A 19,387-nucleotide genomic window follows, 5' to 3' on the forward strand; every position below is an offset into this window, starting at 1 on the left:
AATAGTTTAATAGCGAAATTAAAATATTCGAACCCAGTTTTAATTAATTTCTACAAAATAAAAAAGGCCGGATAACTCCGGCCTTTTTTATTGGGGTGCTTAAAGAAAAGTGAAAGTTAGTTTTCCTCTTTTCCTTCTTCATCCTCATTTTCGATCAGGTGACCAAGTTTGCCTTTTTTAGTGGACAAATACTTGGCATTGTGGGGATTGCGCCCAGACTGGTGCGGCAGGCGCTCAGTCACATTGATGCCCAAGTCCTCCAGCGCTTTAACTTTGCGCGGGTTATTGGTCATCAAGCGAATGGCATGGATACCCAGGTGTTCGATCATTGCTTTCAGAATCGAGTAATCCCGCATGTCCGCGCCAAAGCCCAACTGCTCATTGGCTTCCACCGTATCCGCACCACAATCCTGCAAGTGGTAAGCGCGAATCTTATTTAACAGACCGATACCGCGGCCCTCCTGGCGGAGATAGAAAATAGCTCCACGCCCCTCCATCGCAATACGATGCATAGCATGTTGTAGCTGGGCACCACAATCACAGCGCAGGGAGAATAGTGCATCTCCGGTCAGGCACTCAGAATGAATACGGGCCAACAGAGGCTCTTCGGTATCGAAGTCGCCCATGGTGAGTACCACGTGCTCTTTTCCGGTTTCCACTTCCTCGAAACCGTGCATCTCAAACATACCCCAAGAGGTGGGCAGTTTTGAGGATTCCACAAAACGAATGGTCAACTTAATACCTCTTTAAATCAGTGTCGAGCGCGCAGTAGCAGCACGCCGCCCTGCTGTTCCATATCAACCCGACTGAGAAAACTATTGCCGAGAAGCACTACGCTGGGAAAATCATCTGAGTGTACGGTCGCGTCAACATTGTGAAGCTTGATTCCGCCAATGGTTACACTGTTCAAGCTCACTTTGTAAGCCCTGGTAACTCCATTGGCAGTGGAAACCCGTATTTCTTGTGCAGTATCCAAATTCAAACCGAGACGGCGAGCGGTGGGATAATTGAAGGCAATGCTGGTAGCACCGGTATCCACCATCATCGGCACTCTCATACCGTTAACCCAGGCATCCGTCATGTAATGACCCCGGCTATCAGCGGAAAGCCGTACTTCAGCTTTTGCCGCCTTGGCAAAACTGGTTGCGATAGGAGCCGCCAAGGTCAGCTTTTGCTCCTGCCCGGCAACACTGATCCGCGCATAACGAGTAGTCGCTTCCAGTAGGGTGACGCCCTCTGGGGATTTTTGTCCCGCCTTAAGGATTTTCTGGCGGCCATCAATCTCCAGCATGGCGCTATCACCAAACAGGCCTTTTAGCTGCACCTGCTGTGCATTGACATTCAGTGCAAATAAAAAGCTAACTATAAATACAAAATAGCTACGCATTGATCTTCCCTATCCAACCTAGACACCCAGTACCCATGCGGTTAATTGCAGCACCAGTGACGCGTAAACGGCGGCCAGTATATCGTCGAGCATAATTCCAACGCCACCTTGCACCTTGCGATCAGCCCAACCAATGGGCGGGGGCTTGGCAATATCAAATATCCGGAAGAGGACAAAGCCGTATAGCGCCCAAGCCCAACCTGCAGGAGCCATAAACATGGTGAGCCAGTAGCCCACCATTTCATCCCAAACAATACCGCCGTGATCGTGAACTCCCATTTTCTTGGCAGCTGCACCACATAGATAGCAACCTACCACACCGGTAACAAACACAATGGCCAGATACCAGAATGGAGGCAAATCCTTCATCAGCCACCAAAAAGGAATCGCTGCCAGGGTACCAAAAGTGCCCGGCGCTTTCGGTGCCAGCCCGGAGCCGAATCCAAACGCCAACAGAAGAGTGGGATCGCGCAACAGCTGGGAAAATGTCGGGTTGTTAATGCTCATGTTATTGAATTCTCACAAAGGCACTATGGTTTACACAAGGTATTAAAAGTGCCTATAGCCTGGCGATTGAGCAACCCAGGGGTTCCCGTGATAGGAGCAGCGTACCTGCGGCTCCCCCTCAACGAGCTTCCCTATGGGAGTGAAACCCAGCTGACGAACTTGCTCAACAGCGGCTGCCGGAGCAGTAAAACAGAGCTGGTAGTCATCCCCTCCACAGGCCGCCAGCTCTACGGCAGTATCAGCTGCCAATCGATTGGCCAGGGGTGCTATGGGCAGAGATTCCAGGTTTATTTCTGCTGCCACACCGCTCGCTTTGCAGATATGGCCCAGATCCCCCAATAATCCGTCGGAAATATCCAACGCACTGGTAGCAATGCCTGCAATCGCGCTGGCGGTTTCTAATTGCGGCTCGGGAAAATAGAAAGCCTGCTCCGCTTCCCGCCGCACTGACTCAGTCACATTCCGCTCTGCCAAAACAACGGGCAGGGCTGCCGCGGCAGCGCCCAGTGGGCCGCTCACATAAATATTGTCGCCGACAGAAGCGCCGTCCCGCCGGAGGGGCTTTTCGGTATGGCCGATCACCTGAATCGTAATGGACAAGGGGCCTGCGGTGGTGTCACCACCCACAAGGGAAACCCCAAACTTGCCAGCAGTTTCCAGCAGGCCACTGGCGAATTTCTCCAGCCAAACGGAGTCGCTATCGGGTAAGGTCAGGGCAAGGGTAAACCAGAGGGGGCGGGCATTCATTGCCGCCAGATCACTGATATTCACACGCAGTGCACGGCTCGCAACCATGAATGGGTCAGCACCTGCGGGGAAGTGACGGCCTGCTACCAGGGTGTCCATAGAAGTGGCCAACTGCCCGCTGACAGGTGCTTGCAATAGCGCGCAGTCATCGCCAATCCCCAGGGCTACACCTTCGCCCTGGGGAGCGCGGGCGAAGTAATCGCGGATGATCTCAAACTCCCCCGGCGCTTTAGACATAATTGCTGGCTCAGCCCTTCTTGTCTGCGGCTACCTCTGCCGAGCGCAGGTCCGCAGCGGTCTTATCCAAAATGCCATTGATAAACTTGAAGGCATCGGTGGGACCAAATTTTTTCGCCAGTGCCACCGCCTCATTAATGACAACCTTGTAAGGCACATCGATACGGTTTTTCAGCTCGTAAGTGGCCATGCGCAACAGCGCGCGGGATACAGGGTCCAGATCTTCCACTTTGCGATCCAGGTGCGACGTGTAAGCGCCCTCTACCTCATCAAGGTTTTTCGCTACGCCGTGGAAAATATCACGAAAATATTCCACGTCGGTTTTGCTCATATCATTATCGGCGTGAAACTCGGCCTCAATGGAATTAAGGCTGGCGCCGGCCATCTGCCACTGATAGAGCGCCTGCATGGCGTAGTGACGTGCCTTACGGCGGGCGGATGCAGTTACGGTCATTGTCTTTTCCGGTAGATACTTCACAGAATGGGCTGCACCGACACACCTTTTGTGCCGGCGCGCCGGCAATTAAATCTTGCCGAGTAGGGAAACCATTTCCAGGGCGGTTTCGGCGGCTTCACAACCTTTGTTGCCAGCCTTGGTGCCTGAGCGTTCAATAGCCTGCTCAATGGAGTCCACTGTCAGCACGCCAAAGGTGACGGGAATACCAGTATTCATGGATACCTGAGCCAGGCCTTTGGTGCACTCGCCAGCCACATACTCAAAGTGCGGGGTGCCACCACGGATAACCGCACCCAGGGCAATAATGGCATCGAACTTTTTAGTCTCAGCCAACTTCTGTGCCGCCAGGGGAAATTCGAATGCGCCCGGGGCGTAGTAGATAGTGATATCTTCATCCTTGATACCCTTGCGGCGCAGGGTGTCCAGTGCACCATCCTTTAGGCTTTCAACCACAAAGCTGTTCCAGCGGCTCACCAACAGTGCGTATTTGCCCGTACTGCCGACAAAGTCCCCTTCGATCACTTGAATATTGCTCATAATTTTCAATCCGTATTTCTTGTCCATCGCCGCCGCTATCAGGACAGTAGCGGCGCTTCAGTATTGTTACTCTTTTACTAGGGTTGCGGCGCTTCCACGTTCAGGTATTCCTCTACCTCCAGGTCAAACCCGGAAATAGCACTGAATTTGAACGGTGCGCTCATCAGGCGCATTTTGCGCACCTTGAGATCCCGCAGAATTTGCGAACCGGTACCTACCTGTTTGTACACCAGGTCCTGGCTGGGGCGCTGTTGCTTGCCGCTGATCAGCCAATCAATACTCTCTTCGATTTCTTCGGTGGTTTCGTTGTGGCAGATCAGTACCACAACACCCTTGCCCTCTTCTTCAATACGCTGCATCGCGCGGCGGAAGGTCCACGGGGTGAATTTTTCATCGCCGCGCTGAATCGTAAGCACATCGCGCAGAGTATTTCCTACATGCACACGAACCAGGGTCGGTTCTTCTGGGGTGGGGTCGCCTTTAACAAAGGCAAAGTGGCGTTCGCGGCGGGCCTTATCGAGATAAGTGCGCAGTTTGAACTCACCGAACTCGGTGCGCACCTTGCGCTCATTAACGCACTCAACGGTTTTCTCATTCAGGGCGCGATAGGTAATCAGGTCGGCGATTGTGCCGATCTTCAGGTTGTGCTCTTTCGCGAACTTTTCCAGGTCCGGGCGGCGGGACATGGTGCCGTCTTCATTCATGATCTCAACAATCACCGCAGCCGCCTCAAAACCCGCCAGGCGGGCCAGGTCGCAACCGGCTTCGGTGTGGCCTGCGCGGCTTAATACACCGCCGGGCTGGGCCATAATGGGGAAGATATGGCCGGGCTGTACAATATCGCTGGGCTTGGCATTTCTGGCCACAGCGGCGCGAACCGTGCGCGCGCGATCGGCGGCGGAAATACCGGTGGTGACACCCTCTGCCGCCTCAATGGATACGGTGAAGTTGGTGCTGAACTGGGCTCCGTTGTCCCGCGACATCAGCGGCAGGTCCAACTGCTCACAGCGCTCTTTGGACATGGGCATACAAATCAGGCCACGGGCATGAGTGGCCATAAAGTTGATGTCTTCAGCGCGAACCTGCTCCGCAGCCATCACCAGGTCGCCCTCGTTCTCGCGATCTTCATCATCCATCAGGATTACCATTTTGCCCTGGCGGATATCGTCGATCAGTTCTTCAACCGTATTTAGTTCCATGGTTAACTCTGGATAAATTTATCAATTGCAAATAGAGCGGCTATCGCTGCTGTTTTCGCCGTGGTGCACGGCCCATCTTTAGCGCTTGTAAAACCCGTTCTGGGCCAAAAATTCGAGGGTCATGCCCCCACCACTAGGCTTGGCTGCCTCATCACCGAGGAGTAGCCGCTCCAAGTAGCGCGCAATCAGGTCCACTTCCAGGTTGACCCGAGTACCGGCGGTATAGCCGGCCATAATCGTTTCCTGCAACGTGTGTGGCACTATGGTGAGTTCAAACTCAGCCCCATCCACGGCATTGACCGTGAGGCTGGTGCCGTCGACGGTGATAGACCCTTTATGGGCAATATAGCGAGCCAGATTTTCCGGTGCGCGCAGGCGGAACCGCTCGGCGCGAGCCTCGGACTTGCGCCATACCACCTCGCCAATACCATCCACATGGCCGCTGACAATGTGTCCACCCAGGCGGGTCTGGGGTGTCAGTGCTTTTTCCAGATTGACCCGGTCGCCTTTTTTCCAGCGGCCCACCGTTGTCACATCCAGGGTTTCCGCAGAGACATCCGCCCAGTAACCATCACCGGGCAGGTCAACAACCGTGAGACAAACACCATTGGTGGCAATACTGTCCCCCAGTTGCACATCACCCAGATCCAGCTTACCGCTGCGCACACGCACACGCAGGTCGCCGCCCTGGGGTTTTAACTCTGCAATCTCGCCTAAGGCTTCAATAATTCCGGTAAACATCAGCGCTCGATATCGGTTGTTGCAGTAATGCGCCAGTCGTGACCAACTGCGCGCATATCGGTAATCGTAATCGGCAGCATCGAGCCCATACGCTCGATAGGCAGTTCAAACAGCGGTCGCCCGGTGCTACCCAGCAGTTTTGGCGCCATATAAACAATTATTTCGTCGACATGGCCCCGGTAGAGGAATTCACCAGAGAGGGTCGCACCGCTCTCTACCAAAACTTCATTGCACTGGCGTCGCGCCAACTCCTTGAGCAGGGCGAGCAGGTCTACGCGGCCCTCTTTGTCGTGGGGTAAAACCACGACTTCCGCACCCGTTTTCTCAATACGCTCGCGGCGCTCGGCCTCCGCGCGCTCTGTCGTGCACACCAATGTGGGGGCATCCCCCTGCAAAATAAAGGCTCTCGCTGGGGTGCGCAGCTGGCTGTCAACAATTACCCGCAGCGGCTGCACTTCGGCGGCTCGCTCTGCGGCCAGCATTTCCAGTGCCATTTCATCGGCGCGCACATTGAGATTGGGATTGTCGAAACGCACCGTCTCAACCCCTGTGATCACTGCACAACTGCGAGAACGCAGGCGCTGTACATCGGCGCGAGCCGCAGGGCCCGATACCCACTTTGATTCCCCACTGGCCATAGCGGTGCGCCCATCCAGGCTCATGGCGGATTTGCTTCGCACCAGGGGCAGTCCCAGGGTCATACGCTTGATAAAGCCGGGGTTTAGAGCGCGACACCTCTCTTCCAGGATGGGGCCTTCCACTTCGATCCCAGCATCGCGCAATATTTGCAATCCGGCACCGCTGACATTCGGATTCGGGTCCTGCATTCCGTAAATAACCCGGGCCACGCCGGCCTTTACCAACGCCTCGGCACAGGGACCTGTGCGGCCGGTATGGCTGCAGGGCTCAAGAGTGACATAAACCGTAGCCCCCTGAGCCAAGTCGCCGGCATCACTCAAGGCTTCGATCTCAGCGTGGGGTTCGCCGGCCCGCTTGTGCCAGCCTTCGCCGACAACATTGCCATCCCCGTCAGTAATCACACAGCCCACTCGCGGATTCGGCATAGTGGTGTAGAGACCGCGCTCTGCCAACTGAATAGCGCGGGCCATCAGTGCTTCCGCACTGTGTACAACAGTTTGACTCATTCTGTCTTCGATCCCTTACTGGTCAGTCGCTCAATCTCTTCTCTAAACTCGCTGACATCCTCAAAACGGCGATAGACAGAAGCAAAGCGCACATAGGCCACCTGGTCCAGCTCACGCAGCTGCTCCATCACCAATTCACCAATAGCACGCGCCGGCAACTCCCGTTCTCCGGTCGCCTGCAGGGCGTGTTTTATTTGAGATACCGCCGACTCCACCCGCTCAATACTCACCGGGCGCTTTTCCACAGCGCGCTGAATACCCGCGCGCAGCTTGTCTTCATTAAACGGCTCGCGCTGGCCGTTTTGCTTGATCACTCGCGGCAGCAGCAGCTCCGCAGTTTCAAATGTGGTAAACCTCTCGTGGCACTCCAGGCACTCGCGCCGGCGGCGTACTTGGTCGCCCTCAGCCACCAATCGGGAATCGACTACTTTTGTTTCTTCTGCGCTGCAGAACGGACAGTGCATGTGGGATTATCCCCGGAATGGAAAATGGGCCGCAGTTTACCACAGCCGTTGCACTGTGTGACCGCGGCACGCACAGCCACAGTGCATCGCAAATTCAACAGGGACACATAAAAAAAGCGGCTCTATGAGCCGCTTTTTTGTCAGCAATGCTGATCAGCCTTTTTTATACACAGGAAACTCTGCGCAAATACCCAGAACCTTCTGCTTCACATCGGCGATAGTGGCTTCAACATCACCTTTCTCCAGTGCGTCCAGCACATCGCAGATCCAGTGAGTAAGCTGCTGGGTTTCCTTTACACCAAAGCCGCGAGTGGTAATTGCCGGGGTACCAACACGCAGGCCGCTGGTAATAAAAGGAGAGCGCGGGTCGTTAGGTACCGCGTTCTTATTAACGGTGATGTTGGCATTACCCAGGGCTTCATCCGCATCTTTACCGGTGTACTCTTTACCAATCAGGTCAACCAGCATCAGGTGATCATCGGTCCCACCGGATACAATGTTGATACCGCGATCGAGGAAGGTCTCCGCCATTGCGCGGGCATTTTCCACAACCTTCTTCTGGTAGGCCTTGTATTCAGGGGTCATGGCCTCTTTGAAAGAAACCGCTTTCGCCGCGATCACATGCATCAGCGGGCCACCCTGACCACCGGGGAATACGGCGGAGTTGAGCTTCTTCTCAATTTCCTCGTTGGCGCGCGCCAGGATGATACCGCCGCGGGGGCCACGCAGGGTTTTGTGAGTAGTAGAAGTCACAACATCGGCGTGGGAGATTGGGGAGGGATACTCACCAGCGGCAACCAGACCTGCAATGTGAGCCATATCCACAAACAGGTAAGCTCCCACTTTGTCAGCGATCTCGCGGAAACGCGCCCAATCCATCACTCGGCTATAGGCAGAGAAACCAGCCACGATCATCTTCGGCTTGTGCTCAAGCGCCAGGCGTTCAACTTCCTCGTAATCCACTTCGCCAGTTTCCGGGTTCAGACCGTACTGCACTGCATTGTAGATCTTGCCGGAAAAGTTAACGCGGGCACCGTGGGTAAGGTGGCCACCGTGGGCCAGACTCATGCCCAGTACAGTGTCACCTGGGGCACAGAGCGCCTGGTAAACAGCCGCATTAGCCTGTGATCCAGAGTGCGGCTGCACATTGGCGTAGTCAGCACCAAACAGCTCCTTGGCGCGCTCAATGGCCAGGGTTTCCACTTTGTCCACGTACTCACAACCGCCGTAATAACGCTTGCCTGGGTAGCCCTCGGCATACTTGTTAGTCAGGCTGCTGCCCTGAGCTTCCATTACCATAGGGCTGGTGTAGTTCTCAGAGGCGATTAACTCGATATGGTCTTCCTGACGAGAGTCTTCCTCCTGGATGGCTTCCCAAATTTCCGGGTCGTAAGAAGCTAAAGTGACAGATGAATCAAACATGGTGTTCCCTCGGTAAAGCGGGCTTGAGTAGAGGCTTGTAAAACTCGATACCACAGCGCCCAGACTTATGAGTAGGACCAAAGGCTCCCAGCGTGGGATGGCCCTACTGCTCAATGCATTCTGGGCATTTTAGAAAGGCGCGCATTGTACACCAAGGGCAGCATGAATGCGCAAATGCAGAGACGTGGCGGGACCAACCCGTCCACCTTAAAAAGACAGTCAGAATTTGTACACCACAGAGCCAGACCAGTAATTCACATCTGACTCAATGATGGTGTAATCCAGTTCCAGGGTCGCCTCGTCGGTCAGTTTGAAACCAGCCCCGAGCCCGGCAGATGCACCGTTATCCGAGTACTCTTTCTCCCAATTATCTATCTCCAACTCCTCATGGAGGTAGCCGATACGACCTTTCAGATAAATGTTGCCCGGGCTGCGATAGGTGGCATAAACAGCTTGTGTTGCCAGGGAGTAGTTGTAATCGTACCAGTAGTAGTCGAACTCACCATCAATGACAGAGTCGGTAACTTCTGCCTCGAATCCCCAGCCAGAACCCCAGGTATAACCGGCTCGAATCCCCCCATTTAAAGGACTCTCCCCCCTGGCATCAACATCCAAAACACCGAAAACGCCACCGATATACGCACCCTGCCCATAAGCGGTAGCGGAACACAACAGAGCGGTAACTGCAGCCATTGCCTTGAGATTAAAGCCCACCATCTTCCCCTTAAATCTCGAAGTCTGATCAAAGGGCAGGGATTATAGGGACATGATCAACTGGCACAAGTGTTCACTTAGACAAGTCAGTATGTAACCTAGGAGCTTCTAAAAAGAGATGTCTCCATTAGTTAAATTTAGGAAAGGGACAATTAAAATCTCAGGCTAAACCCGCCTGACCAATAACTGACATCCTTCTCTAATACGGTGTACTCAAGCTCCAGATGATAAATTTCATTCAGGCTATAACCAATTCCAGCCCCTAAGCTGACACCCAAGTCATCACTACTTTCGCTGCCAACAGAAACGTCTTCATAGAGAAGGCCCAGGCGTCCTTTCAGGTACCAGTCCCCCTCTGTTCTGTAAGTCGCATAAGTAGCAAGAGTGCGTATGTCTACATCCACATTCCGACCATAAGCCTCAGTCTCACCACTTAATAGTGAACTGGTATATTCACCTTCCACCCCAAAACCCGAGGCCCGCACATAACCTGCTCGCAGTCCCAAATTCAGTGGATTATCGACCCCTTTGAAATCAAAATCTGTTATTCCGGCCACGCCCCCCCAGTAGGCGCCCTCGGCAATTGCGCCCGTTGAAACAACGAGTGCCAGCACACCTATACCAGCCTTAACTATTTTCATTAACACTCCCATCCTGTTGCATTAACTTTGTCGTGACACATAAATAGAGCGCTGCGGAATAATTCGATGACAACCTACGACTTCAGCACCAATAAATTTATTGAACAACGGGAAACATCGCAGCATGCTTAAATGTGCAACAACACGTCATTAGAAATTATTAAAATATGAAGGATCAGACACACCCTTATCTAGGTCCGACAGAAGAGCGTACTTGTGGAAAAAACTGAAGAAAGGGCTACTCGAAAATAGGTTTAATTTATCTTGTGGTCAAATACAACGAAGTACAGATTAGAGTTGGCCCAAGGAATTCAGCGGCATGGTCAGCCTCATACCTATTGATAACCCCAGCCCTACCCTGAGTAGGTAGCGGTAAATTCCACCTTGAGTCCCACTAAGTCCCCCTCACTTGATCCAAATCAACTTTGGATTGGTACATATGGCAACAATAGACCCATCGACAAATCGCGGAGGTCTGGGATGAATGCCATCTACCGACAACTGTGCTGTGACCATAAACATATGCAAGAGTTGCTCAACGCCTTTGAGCAATTACTCCTGGATCTTTTTGGCTGCGGCGACCGCGATCCAAACACCTTGTCACTGATCCTTGATGCTTTGGATTATTTATCGGCATACCCGGATAGGTATCACCACCCAGTTGAGGACTTAATATTTTCCCGGCTGTTGACTAAGCCAGTACATGACAGGGAATCAATTTACGAAGCGCAAATGCAGCATGAAAATATAGCCGCAGCGACAAAACACATGTGCGCTTTATTTTACGCTATTGCCAATGATGCGACCGTTGAACGGAGAGTGCTGCAAGGAGCTTGCAACACCTACCTGAAGCTGCAACGCAAGCATATGGACTTGGAGAATAAATCTATTTTCCCACAGATCGAACAGTACCTGGGGACTACCGACTGGATTTATATTCAAAAACAGGTCAGTGAATTAAGCTGCAGATATTTCGACAGGGCAACCAGAAAAATTTACGAGTCCCTGCACGAAGATCTGACACAACATCAAATGCCCGCACAGGCATTAGCTTAGGTCACCAAAACAGCAGGGAGGAAATGTTAATGCAGTTTAAACGCCACGGCATATCCATTGGCATGGAACGCATAAATGATGAGTTTTTCCTTTATATAAAGGCAATTGGTGAGTTAACCCATGAGGATTATGAGCATATAACACCACTATTAGAATATGCTCTGGAAGGGGTAAAGAAACCTCAGGTTCAATTACTGATTGATCTCCGGGATTTCGAGGGCTGGGGGATGCACGCGATCTGGGATGAGTTCAAGCTGGCCTTAAAGCACGGCAATGAATTCTCGCATGTCGCTGTACTTGGGGATGAGGAGTGGCAGCAAATAGCCACAAAAGTCGGGAGCTGGTTTGTTAGCGGTGAAGTCCGCTATTTCAAACAGCAACAAGAGGCCATGGATTGGCTACAGGAAACAAGGAAGACGGGTATTGGTCACAAGGAATCTGAAAAGGAATTAGCTTTCTCCACACACTCCTGATAAGTAGTGGATTAAGGGGGCGTTTACGCCCCCCTTTTTTTGCCCGAAAATTACTCAGTTACTTATTTCTAAGTATTCACCTTCCTCTTTTTACTGTCCCAGGAAGGCGTTCCCAATATAAGATTACCTACGCTCAACTCGTTACGGCAAAAAGAACAGTAAATATTCTCATAGTGTAAGTTATTCCGATGCAGAATATTAAGCACGTCAGCCAGGGTTGGACTCTTTTGATTGTGCCTATTTCGAATCGTCAAGAAGTTAGCTTCCATCTTTGTGGTGTACAAAGAAGCACCAACCTTTGCGTCATACAGAGACTTTTGAAAGGGATCATTTAAGTCATATTGCTGCAGTCTTGCCTGATTCCGAATAGCTTTCACATTGTGATTATGGGCTTCATCCACAACATTCTGAATCTGAGCGTAACTCTCACCATCATTAATAAATCGGCGCGATAGGCGACCAAAAATCTGTCCGGCTGTACTGCCGTGGTACCCCTGGAATTTTTTCAACATATAGTTACGGCATATCTTACCCTTGCCAATATGCTCATGAACTTTTGCTTTCCCATCTACAACATCTTGTAGTCCAGGATCTTCCAACGTGTAACCGTGAGGTGCAAAGAAAAGCAGGTTATCGCCACCGTGGCCTTTATTATAAAAAACCTGCTTGGTTGCGGCACCGTGGGCAGAAATCACCAGGGACGGCGCATCCCCAACATTGGTACCTTCCGGTGCAAAAATTTTGACTAAATCAAATTCACGAACAGGCATATGACACCTATCTAACGTCGAGTACAGAAATAAGAGGGTCACCCCTCCAAACAAAACAACCGTACTAACAACCTACTATGACCAACCATCCACACTCAAGTTTTATTGCATGATTTTTGACATTAGTCACGAAGAGGAAAATTTTTTGGACTAAGCATTAGTCAAGTAAGTGGGGTGGGAAATAAATATGACAAAAATAAGGAGGAATTGAGGAAAGCAGTACAGGCCTGGCAAGCTCAAAGCTCAAAGCTCAAAAAAGTGAGCCGTAACAAATTGGTAGATGGTGACCCATAATAAAAATGCATTCACATTTCTAGCTTAACGGGCACCATCTTCTCTCTACTTAAGAATTGAATACGAAGTTAAAAGACACCGTTTAGGTGGTTGGTCGCTGCATTTTGCTGTCCCAGGATGGAGTTCCAATAAGGATATTGCTAAAACTCACTTCGCTTCGACAAAAAGAACAATAGATATTTTCATAGTGCAGATTATTTCTATGCAGAATGTTTAGAACATCCACTAAGGTGGGGTTATCCATTTTTACTCTATTGCGAATAGTCAATAAGTCCGCCGACATTACCGGCTTAACCCCTTTCTTAATATAAGGTTGATGCATGGGATTATTGGGATCCAGATTTCGCACCCTCTCATTGTGCTCATGGGCATTATCTACAGCCTTTTGCACATCGGCATAGCTCTCACCTTTAATAAAATGGCGAGTAACGCGGCCTAGAATCTGACCGGTTGTTGACCCGTGATACCCCTGATATTTGCTCAGGGTATAGTTATGACAAACCTTTCCCTTACCAACCCACTCATGATATTTGGCATTGCCACTCAAGACGCTACCAATACCTGGATCATTTAGAGAGTAACCATGGGGAGAAAAGAAAAAGAGGTTATCCCCTCCATGCCCTTTGGGATAAAAAATTTGCTTGGTTGTTGCACCGTGAGCAGAAATTACCAGATTGGGAGCATCTCCCACTTGTGTTCCTTCCGCTGCAAAAATCTTAACTAGATCAAATTCTCTGACAGGCATACTTCCCTTCCTCTTACTTCTTATTTTTCTGAGGCTTACTGACTAGCGCTCTGTGACAAAGGCTACTATGGCTTATTGGATATTTGCTAGAGGTGTGAAATACAAAAAATACCAGGCAAGAGAACTACAAATATCCAAGCTATACAGCCAAACCCTCTTAAACAAAGGAGAAAAGAAAACACTTCTAAAATAGCGGCACTCAATTAGAACCATCGTACCCTTTTGGGGCGGCAGTATTCGCAGCTATTCTGGCTAAAATGACCCAGATACTGCCGAAATAGACAAGGAATAAAAATTAAAATTAGGAGGCTTTATGCGCCAACATGCTCAATAGCCGATATAAAAAAAGAAGCGATAGGTTCCAGAAAATCAATTGGAAAAGTGAAAAACCTTTACCGATATCAGTCGTAGCCGCAATGGGTTCCGGCCAGTTCACTCAACGCCAACAAGTCAAGGATTTCAACCATTCGACCACTAACATTCACCAGTCCATCTCGCTGAAAACGCGAAAATAAACGGCTCACCGTCTCCGCTGTTAACCCCAAGTAATTGGCAATGTCCGTTCTCGGCATAGAGAGTACAAATTCACGGGGGGAGTAACCACGACATGCATAGCGACTGGAAATATTAATCAACAATGCCGCTAAGCGAGCATCAGCAGCACGCTTTCCCAACAACATTAAGATTTCATTTTCCTGCCGCAACTCTTCGGAAAAAATACTATAGATTTGCTGCTGCAATGCTGGAACTTCCTGAGCTAAGGTTTCCAGTTGGTCAAATGGCAACAAGCACACACTGCTATCTTCCAGTGCCTCCGCATAACTGGGGTGAACCCGACTACTATAAGCATCGAGCCCCAACAGCTCACCAGGAAGGGCGAAATGTGTTACCTGGATATTCCCATCTGCACCAATGACTACCGTTTTGACACTTCCAGAGCGAATCGCATAGAGATTTTGGAAAGGGTCACCTGCTCGATACAAGGTTTCACCCGCTTTAATTACCTTTTTCTTGCGGGTAACACGTTCAAGCCGGTCAATATCTGCCTGCACCAGCCCTGCAGGCAAGCACAAACGCCTGACTGAACAGTTACTACAACTTACGGCCTGCGCTGACTTGGTCATAGCTAGGCAACCAAATTCTTTTACTGACAGTAATACTATTACCGGCCATGAATCAGCTTTTTGACTTTTTCGTAACCGGCTTGTCCTGGTAAACACACTCCATAATACTAAGCGACACACATGGTAGTTAGTAACTTGCCCTATGTGCTAAATTCGTAAAGTTAAAAGATAGTTTCATATTAAAAACAACTTTTATATTTCTTTAAAAGTTAAAAGATTAAAACTCAGGTAAAAAGTTTTCGATTACCATTCGTTGCTGTTTTTTGCCATCCTGATCCAAGCCGCTCTTAAAATTGCAAAGTTCATTGGCCCAATTGGATGTTCTGACCCGAATAGGTGGCTCCTCAGCCTGTATCACTTGTAAAACCACTTCGGCTACTTGGTCAGATGTCTGGTATATCTCAGCTGTCTGCTCTGGGCTTCGCGACCTCATACCACCAATATACTGATTGAAGACCCCCTGGTATTCATCTTCGGGATACCCCTGGCTCCGCTCCAACTGCGAAAGCACATTATTGGCAAACTCTGAGTGGATTCCACCGGGCTCGACAGCGGTAAAATTAATATTAAAGGCAGGGGTTATATAACTTGCCAGGGCCTCTGTATAACCCTCAACAGCAAACTTTGCCGCACAATACAGCTCATTGAACGGCTGCCCAACTAGCCCACCCACTGACGAAATATTGATAACGTGTCCACTGCGAGCTTCGCGCATATAGGGTAAAACTGCTTTAGTGCAACGAACTACACCGAGGTAGTTCACATCCGTCACCCAGCGTATCTCTTCTTCGCTGGCGTGTTCAGTGGTCTTTACAAAACCAGCGCCAGCATTGTTGATCAATAAATCGATACGCCCAGCATCCCGGATAATGGTATCTACGCAGTTCTGAATACTGTCAGAATCTGTTACATCCAATTCCATCACTTCGAGAGCCGCCCCCTGAGGAGCCGCATTTATCAGCTGGTCGGCCTTGGAGAGATCTCGCATGGTGGCAAAGACCCTAAACCCCTGCTTAGCCATTTGCAGCGCCAGACTCTGCCCCAGCCCTGTGGAGGTCCCGGTAATCAAGGCAACCTTACTCATTGCTCTATCCTCAGTATCCGTTAATCAATCTCAAAATGTAAACTACTCAGTGCAGTATACACATGAATGGCATTAAGTAAACCGATCGGTGTATTTTTGGCAATTAATCTGGCTGCAGCTAAACAATAGGGCTGGCGAGTCAGAATAAGCCGTAAAATAAGCTCCGCCAGCTTTATTCTCAGAGGGCGTAACCTGATACCATTAGCGCCCTTCTATAGCCCAGACAGTTTCTGTGAGTCGGAATGTTGGATAGCCTCCGGCGCATTCAAGTCACAGGTAGTCCCGCAACAAGGTATTTCTATGTCCATTGCCGATTTGAACTTTTTGAAAGCACTGCCAAAAGCCGAGCTTCATCTCCATATCGAGGGTTCACTGGAACCGGAGCTAATGTTCGAGTTGAGCAAGCGCAACAATATTGAAATTCCCTTTTCCAGTATTGAGGAAATTAAAGCAGCCTATAAATTTCATAATTTACAGTCCTTCCTCGATATTTATTATCAAGGCGCTTCGGTCCTGATCCATGAGCGGGATTTTTATGATCTGACCATGGCTTATCTCAAGCGCTGTCGTGAAGACAATGTTGTCCACACAGAGATCTTCTTTGACCCCCAAACCCATACAGAGAGGGGCATTGATATCGGTGTGGTTATCAAGGGTATTAACAGCGCTCTTGATGATGCAAGAAATGAGTGGGGAATAAGTAGTCACCTTATTTTGTGCTTCTTACGCCACCTGAGTGAAGAGGAAGCAATTGCCACCTTGGAAGCGGCAAAACCATACCTCAACTTAATAAAAGGTGTAGGGCTGGACTCTTCTGAGCTGGGTCATCCACCCAGCAAATTTCAGAAAGTATTTGCTATGGCCAAAGAGCTAGGGCTTGAGAGAGTTGCCCACGCCGGTGAAGAGGGGCCTGCCGATTATATCGTAGAGGCTCTCGATCTTCTGGACGTGAGCCGAATCGACCATGGGGTTCGCTGCGTTGAGGACGAAGCACTAATTGAGCGCCTGAAAGCAGAAAATATCCCCCTGACCGTTTGCCCGCTCTCCAATACCGCACTCTGTGTGTACGACAATATGAACCAACACCCTATTTTGTCACTCCTCGAGCGCGGCCTGTGTGTCACTGTTAATGCAGATGATCCCGCTTACTTTGGCGGTTACGTTAATAAAAATTATCTGGCCCTTAGCGAAAGTCTGGGCATGACTAAAGAGCAGGCGAAAAAACTGGCCCTGAATAGTTTTAAAGCGAGCTACATTTCAGAGGCAGATAAAGAAAAGTGGGCGGAGGCAATATCAGCAATCGAAACGGTTGCTGAAGTTTAGTGGATTGGGTAGTGTCCTGACTGACCATAAAGCCAGGACACTATTTCAAATTTCAGTCTTCATCATATCCGCAGTGAGTACCCGCTAGCTCACTGAGTTCAATTAAATTAATAATCTCAACTGATCGGCCACTCACCTTAATTAATTTTTCTCGCTGAAAACGCGAGAAAAGCCGGCTGACAGTTTCCGCTGTCAAACCCAAATAATTAGCGATATCAGTGCGCGGCATCGATAAAACAAACGCACTGTGAGAGTATCCACGGCGAGCGTAACGGCTGGAAATATTAATCAGAAGAGCCGCCAAACGAGTATCGGCAGAGCGCTTGCCCAACAACATTAAAATATCGTTTTCCTGGCGCAACTCTTCAGAAAAAATGCTGTAAATCTGCTGCTGCAGGGCTGTCACCTGCTGGGCCAAAATTTCCAGTTGAGTAAAAGGCAGCAGGCAAACACTGCTGTCTTCCAATGCTTCCGCATAACTTGGATGTACCCGAGTACTGTAGGCATCCAAACCGAGCAGTTCCCCAGGTAAAGCGAAGTGGGTGACCTGAGTGTCACCATCTGCAGCAATCACCACAGTTTTAAAACTGCCTGAGCGAATTGCATAGAGATTGGCAAATGGATCGCCAGCTCGGTAAAGGGTCTCCCCCGCTTTAATTATTTTCTTTCGACGAGTGATCTGCTCTAGCCGATCAATATCAGACTGACACAAACCAGCTGGCAAGCACAAACGCCTGACTGAACAGTTGCCGCAACTAACAGCTGTAGAGGAATCCATCATACTAAACCGGTCGGTAAACTAATTTGCCGCAATTGTAACGGCTGTCGAGCCGTTAGTCTCCTGCCGGTAGCTATAGAACACGTGAATATTTCGCATCTGTTTCTTGACTGTGCAAATACATATCAAATGCAGCGGCAACATTTCTCACGAACCAGCGACCTTCCTCGGTAACAATAATATTTTCGTTATCCTGATAAATTAGACCATCGTCAAACATAGGCTGTAAGCGCGCTAACTCCTCAGAGAAATACTCCTCAAAGGAAGCACCTATACGCTGTTCAACAAGCTTTTTATCCAGGCGCAAACGACACATTAATTCACTAATAATCCACTGGCGCAAACGATCTTCATCATCCATTAACCAGCCGCGGCAGGCTGCAGATTTCCCTTCTCCAATCGCCTGAGTATATTCTTTTAAGCGATGTAAATTTTGCCAGTAGCCATCGCGACTGTAGCTGATCGCCGATGCCCCCAGACCGACCAAAGCATCTGCCGGCATTAGGGTGTAACCCTGGAAATTGCGCTGCAGCATACCGGCATGGGCTGCCTTAGCCAGTTCATCCCCAGGACGGGCAAAGTGATCCATCCCCAAAAATTCATACCCCGCCTTACCCAGGTGCTCTACAGCCGCCAGCTGCATTGCCACTTTTTCTGCGGCAGAAGGGATTAAATCCGTATCAATCAGGCGCTGGGCCTTAAATCGGTGTGGCAGGTGTGCATAGTGATAGAGAGCGATGCGGTCCGGTTGCAGCTCCAGCACTTTATCCAAAGTGCGGTGCAGGCTGCTCAGCCCCTGCTTGGGTAGTCCGTAAATCAGGTCGTAGGAAATGGACTCAAACCCGCGCTCACGCGCCGCTACGGTCAACTCCGTAACTTGGTCGGCACTGCAGATACGATTGATTGAACGCTGAACTTCGATATCGAAATCCTGCACCCCCAGGCTCAAGCGGTTAAAACCCAGTTCTCTCAGGGTATCCAGGGTCTCTAACTCAAGGGTACGTGGATCGGCCTCAATACTGTATTCAACCCCGTCGCCAGGGCGCAAATCAAAAACTTCAGCCAGCCCTCCCATTAAGCGACGCATATCACTATCACTCAAGAATGTCGGCGTACCACCGCCCAAGTGCAATTGGGTAACGGGGACATCAGCCACCTTATCCCGGTACCACTGGGCTTCCTGCAGCAAGTGATCCAGATAACTGGAAGCCAGTCCATACTGGTGAGTGATTACTTTATTACAAGCGCAGAAGTAACAGAGAGAACGGCAAAAAGGAATATGAACATAAAGGGACAAGCTGCGAATATCCTGCAGTGCTGCCCAGGGCTCAATTCCATTTAATGTGTGAAAACGATCGGCGGTAGGATACGAGGTGTAGCGCGGGCAGGGTCCGCTATAACGGGATAAGAGTTCTTCAGACAACCCTCCCACGGGGCTTTTAATCTCTTGCTTCATATTCATTCACACCTCGTTCGGTAGTTTGCTTGGAAATCCGACACAAACAAAAAAGCAGCCACCGGGTCTTCGACCAGAAAACCACA

General features: G+C 50.1%; 22 protein-coding genes. 3 read left to right on the forward strand and 19 right to left on the reverse strand.

Annotated elements, in window-relative coordinates; translation table 11 throughout:
• Positions 1 to 116: 116 nt before the first annotated feature.
• The 13 genes from ribA to ACJJIQ_RS17185 form a co-directional block, all read right to left on the reverse strand.
• The gene (gene ribA, locus ACJJIQ_RS17125; RefSeq protein ID WP_108734569.1) at positions 117 to 734 is read right to left on the reverse strand and encodes a GTP cyclohydrolase II; all 618 of its coding nucleotides are present in this window, start codon (positions 732 to 734) and stop codon (positions 117 to 119) included.
• 17 nt (positions 735 to 751) lie between these two features.
• Entirely contained in the window at positions 752 to 1,387 is a 636-nt protein-coding gene (locus ACJJIQ_RS17130; protein ID WP_444915485.1) for a retropepsin-like aspartic protease family protein, read from the reverse strand.
• Positions 1,388 to 1,405: 18 nt separating this feature from the next.
• A complete protein-coding gene (locus tag ACJJIQ_RS17135) occupies positions 1,406 to 1,894 on the reverse strand; it encodes a phosphatidylglycerophosphatase A family protein (protein ID WP_413663383.1) in 489 nt (162 codons plus the stop codon).
• 42 nt (positions 1,895 to 1,936) lie between these two features.
• A complete protein-coding gene (gene thiL / locus ACJJIQ_RS17140; RefSeq protein ID WP_444892064.1) occupies positions 1,937 to 2,878 on the reverse strand; it encodes a thiamine-phosphate kinase in 942 nt (313 codons plus the stop codon).
• Positions 2,879 to 2,888: 10 nt separating this feature from the next.
• Positions 2,889 to 3,332, reverse strand: a complete 444-nt coding sequence (gene nusB, locus ACJJIQ_RS17145) for a transcription antitermination factor NusB (RefSeq protein WP_282931196.1) — start codon at positions 3,330 to 3,332, stop codon at positions 2,889 to 2,891.
• 69 nt (positions 3,333 to 3,401) lie between these two features.
• The gene (gene ribH / locus ACJJIQ_RS17150) at positions 3,402 to 3,872 is read right to left on the reverse strand and encodes a 6,7-dimethyl-8-ribityllumazine synthase (RefSeq protein ID WP_108735355.1); all 471 of its coding nucleotides are present in this window, start codon (positions 3,870 to 3,872) and stop codon (positions 3,402 to 3,404) included.
• Between the two features lie 77 nt (positions 3,873 to 3,949).
• Complete coding sequence (gene ribBA, locus ACJJIQ_RS17155) at positions 3,950 to 5,071, reverse strand: bifunctional 3,4-dihydroxy-2-butanone-4-phosphate synthase/GTP cyclohydrolase II (protein ID WP_445362540.1); 1,122 nt, start codon at positions 5,069 to 5,071, stop codon at positions 3,950 to 3,952.
• A gap of 78 nt (positions 5,072 to 5,149) precedes the next feature.
• On the reverse strand, positions 5,150 to 5,812 hold the full coding sequence (locus ACJJIQ_RS17160; RefSeq protein WP_108734575.1) for a riboflavin synthase: 663 nt from the start codon (positions 5,810 to 5,812) through the stop codon (positions 5,150 to 5,152).
• Complete coding sequence (gene ribD, locus ACJJIQ_RS17165; RefSeq protein ID WP_445362541.1) at positions 5,812 to 6,957, reverse strand: bifunctional diaminohydroxyphosphoribosylaminopyrimidine deaminase/5-amino-6-(5-phosphoribosylamino)uracil reductase RibD; 1,146 nt, start codon at positions 6,955 to 6,957, stop codon at positions 5,812 to 5,814. Before ribD ends, ACJJIQ_RS17160 begins: the two co-directional genes overlap by 1 nt.
• Positions 6,954 to 7,421, reverse strand: a complete 468-nt coding sequence (gene nrdR / locus ACJJIQ_RS17170; RefSeq protein WP_108734577.1) for a transcriptional regulator NrdR — start codon at positions 7,419 to 7,421, stop codon at positions 6,954 to 6,956. Before nrdR ends, ribD begins: the two co-directional genes overlap by 4 nt.
• A 153-nt stretch (positions 7,422 to 7,574) precedes the next feature.
• Entirely contained in the window at positions 7,575 to 8,843 is a 1,269-nt protein-coding gene (gene glyA / locus ACJJIQ_RS17175) for a serine hydroxymethyltransferase (RefSeq protein WP_108734578.1), read from the reverse strand.
• A 219-nt stretch (positions 8,844 to 9,062) separates the two neighbouring features.
• Positions 9,063 to 9,557 (reverse strand): porin family protein, encoded by a 495-nt coding sequence (locus ACJJIQ_RS17180; RefSeq protein ID WP_445355629.1) that lies wholly within the window; start codon positions 9,555 to 9,557, stop codon positions 9,063 to 9,065.
• Positions 9,558 to 9,709: 152 nt separating this feature from the next.
• A complete protein-coding gene (locus ACJJIQ_RS17185) occupies positions 9,710 to 10,198 on the reverse strand; it encodes an outer membrane beta-barrel protein (protein WP_282931192.1) in 489 nt (162 codons plus the stop codon).
• A 480-nt stretch (positions 10,199 to 10,678) separates the two neighbouring features.
• Here ACJJIQ_RS17185 and ACJJIQ_RS17190 point away from each other — a divergent pair, with 480 nt between their 5' ends.
• The gene (locus ACJJIQ_RS17190; protein WP_444896049.1) at positions 10,679 to 11,254 is read left to right on the forward strand and encodes a hemerythrin domain-containing protein; all 576 of its coding nucleotides are present in this window, start codon (positions 10,679 to 10,681) and stop codon (positions 11,252 to 11,254) included.
• Between the two features lie 29 nt (positions 11,255 to 11,283).
• Entirely contained in the window at positions 11,284 to 11,727 is a 444-nt protein-coding gene (locus ACJJIQ_RS17195; protein ID WP_282931190.1) for a SpoIIAA family protein, read from the forward strand.
• A 68-nt stretch (positions 11,728 to 11,795) separates the two neighbouring features.
• Here ACJJIQ_RS17195 and ACJJIQ_RS17200 read toward each other — a convergent pair whose 3' ends face one another.
• From ACJJIQ_RS17200 to ACJJIQ_RS17215, 4 genes are all read right to left on the reverse strand, one after another.
• Positions 11,796 to 12,497 (reverse strand): putative adhesin, encoded by a 702-nt coding sequence (locus tag ACJJIQ_RS17200; protein ID WP_444911558.1) that lies wholly within the window; start codon positions 12,495 to 12,497, stop codon positions 11,796 to 11,798.
• Positions 12,498 to 12,873: 376 nt separating this feature from the next.
• Positions 12,874 to 13,536, reverse strand: a complete 663-nt coding sequence (locus ACJJIQ_RS17205; protein ID WP_444907215.1) for a putative adhesin — start codon at positions 13,534 to 13,536, stop codon at positions 12,874 to 12,876.
• A 401-nt stretch (positions 13,537 to 13,937) separates the two neighbouring features.
• Positions 13,938 to 14,660 carry a fumarate/nitrate reduction transcriptional regulator Fnr gene (fnr, locus tag ACJJIQ_RS17210; protein ID WP_444896046.1) on the reverse strand — a complete coding sequence of 241 codons (723 nt, stop codon included), beginning with the start codon at positions 14,658 to 14,660 and terminating at the stop codon, positions 13,938 to 13,940.
• A gap of 217 nt (positions 14,661 to 14,877) precedes the next feature.
• On the reverse strand, positions 14,878 to 15,744 hold the full coding sequence (locus ACJJIQ_RS17215) for an SDR family oxidoreductase (RefSeq protein WP_444940706.1): 867 nt from the start codon (positions 15,742 to 15,744) through the stop codon (positions 14,878 to 14,880).
• A gap of 300 nt (positions 15,745 to 16,044) precedes the next feature.
• On the opposite strand from ACJJIQ_RS17215, the gene ACJJIQ_RS17220 reads away from it, so the two are divergent.
• Positions 16,045 to 17,067 carry an adenosine deaminase gene (locus ACJJIQ_RS17220; protein ID WP_445361090.1) on the forward strand — a complete coding sequence of 341 codons (1,023 nt, stop codon included), beginning with the start codon at positions 16,045 to 16,047 and terminating at the stop codon, positions 17,065 to 17,067.
• 52 nt (positions 17,068 to 17,119) lie between these two features.
• Here ACJJIQ_RS17220 and fnr (ACJJIQ_RS17225) read toward each other — a convergent pair whose 3' ends face one another.
• Together fnr (ACJJIQ_RS17225) and hemN are read right to left on the reverse strand one after the other, a co-directional pair.
• The gene (gene fnr, locus ACJJIQ_RS17225; RefSeq protein WP_238152063.1) at positions 17,120 to 17,791 is read right to left on the reverse strand and encodes a fumarate/nitrate reduction transcriptional regulator Fnr; all 672 of its coding nucleotides are present in this window, start codon (positions 17,789 to 17,791) and stop codon (positions 17,120 to 17,122) included.
• A gap of 127 nt (positions 17,792 to 17,918) precedes the next feature.
• A complete protein-coding gene (hemN, locus tag ACJJIQ_RS17230) occupies positions 17,919 to 19,301 on the reverse strand; it encodes an oxygen-independent coproporphyrinogen III oxidase (protein ID WP_445361089.1) in 1,383 nt (460 codons plus the stop codon).
• Positions 19,302 to 19,387 lie beyond the last annotated feature (86 nt).

Source organism: Microbulbifer maximicatervae (SeqCode), from assembly GCF_052468295.1.

Coding starts and splice junctions, on each gene's coding strand:
- glyA (WP_108734578.1), bottom strand. CDS start 8,843: ATGTTTGATTCATCTGTCACTTTAGCTTCTTACGACCCGGAAATTTGG.
- nrdR (WP_108734577.1), bottom strand. CDS start 7,421: ATGCACTGTCCGTTCTGCAGCGCAGAAGAAACAAAAGTAGTCGATTCC.
- ACJJIQ_RS17215 (WP_444940706.1), bottom strand. CDS start 15,744: ATGAGTAAGGTTGCCTTGATTACCGGGACCTCCACAGGGCTGGGGCAG.
- ACJJIQ_RS17160 (WP_108734575.1), bottom strand. CDS start 5,812: ATGTTTACCGGAATTATTGAAGCCTTAGGCGAGATTGCAGAGTTAAAA.
- ACJJIQ_RS17220 (WP_445361090.1), top strand. CDS start 16,045: ATGTCCATTGCCGATTTGAACTTTTTGAAAGCACTGCCAAAAGCCGAG.
- fnr (WP_444896046.1), bottom strand. CDS start 14,660: ATGACCAAGTCAGCGCAGGCCGTAAGTTGTAGTAACTGTTCAGTCAGG.
- ACJJIQ_RS17190 (WP_444896049.1), top strand. CDS start 10,679: ATGAATGCCATCTACCGACAACTGTGCTGTGACCATAAACATATGCAA.
- ACJJIQ_RS17130 (WP_444915485.1), bottom strand. CDS start 1,387: ATGCGTAGCTATTTTGTATTTATAGTTAGCTTTTTATTTGCACTGAAT.
- ACJJIQ_RS17185 (WP_282931192.1), bottom strand. CDS start 10,198: ATGAAAATAGTTAAGGCTGGTATAGGTGTGCTGGCACTCGTTGTTTCA.
- hemN (WP_445361089.1), bottom strand. CDS start 19,301: ATGAAGCAAGAGATTAAAAGCCCCGTGGGAGGGTTGTCTGAAGAACTC.
- thiL (WP_444892064.1), bottom strand. CDS start 2,878: ATGTCTAAAGCGCCGGGGGAGTTTGAGATCATCCGCGATTACTTCGCC.
- ribH (WP_108735355.1), bottom strand. CDS start 3,872: ATGAGCAATATTCAAGTGATCGAAGGGGACTTTGTCGGCAGTACGGGC.
- ACJJIQ_RS17205 (WP_444907215.1), bottom strand. CDS start 13,536: ATGCCTGTCAGAGAATTTGATCTAGTTAAGATTTTTGCAGCGGAAGGA.
- nusB (WP_282931196.1), bottom strand. CDS start 3,332: ATGACCGTAACTGCATCCGCCCGCCGTAAGGCACGTCACTACGCCATG.
- ACJJIQ_RS17195 (WP_282931190.1), top strand. CDS start 11,284: ATGCAGTTTAAACGCCACGGCATATCCATTGGCATGGAACGCATAAAT.
- ribBA (WP_445362540.1), bottom strand. CDS start 5,071: ATGGAACTAAATACGGTTGAAGAACTGATCGACGATATCCGCCAGGGC.
- ACJJIQ_RS17135 (WP_413663383.1), bottom strand. CDS start 1,894: ATGAGCATTAACAACCCGACATTTTCCCAGCTGTTGCGCGATCCCACT.
- ribD (WP_445362541.1), bottom strand. CDS start 6,957: ATGAGTCAAACTGTTGTACACAGTGCGGAAGCACTGATGGCCCGCGCT.
- ACJJIQ_RS17200 (WP_444911558.1), bottom strand. CDS start 12,497: ATGCCTGTTCGTGAATTTGATTTAGTCAAAATTTTTGCACCGGAAGGT.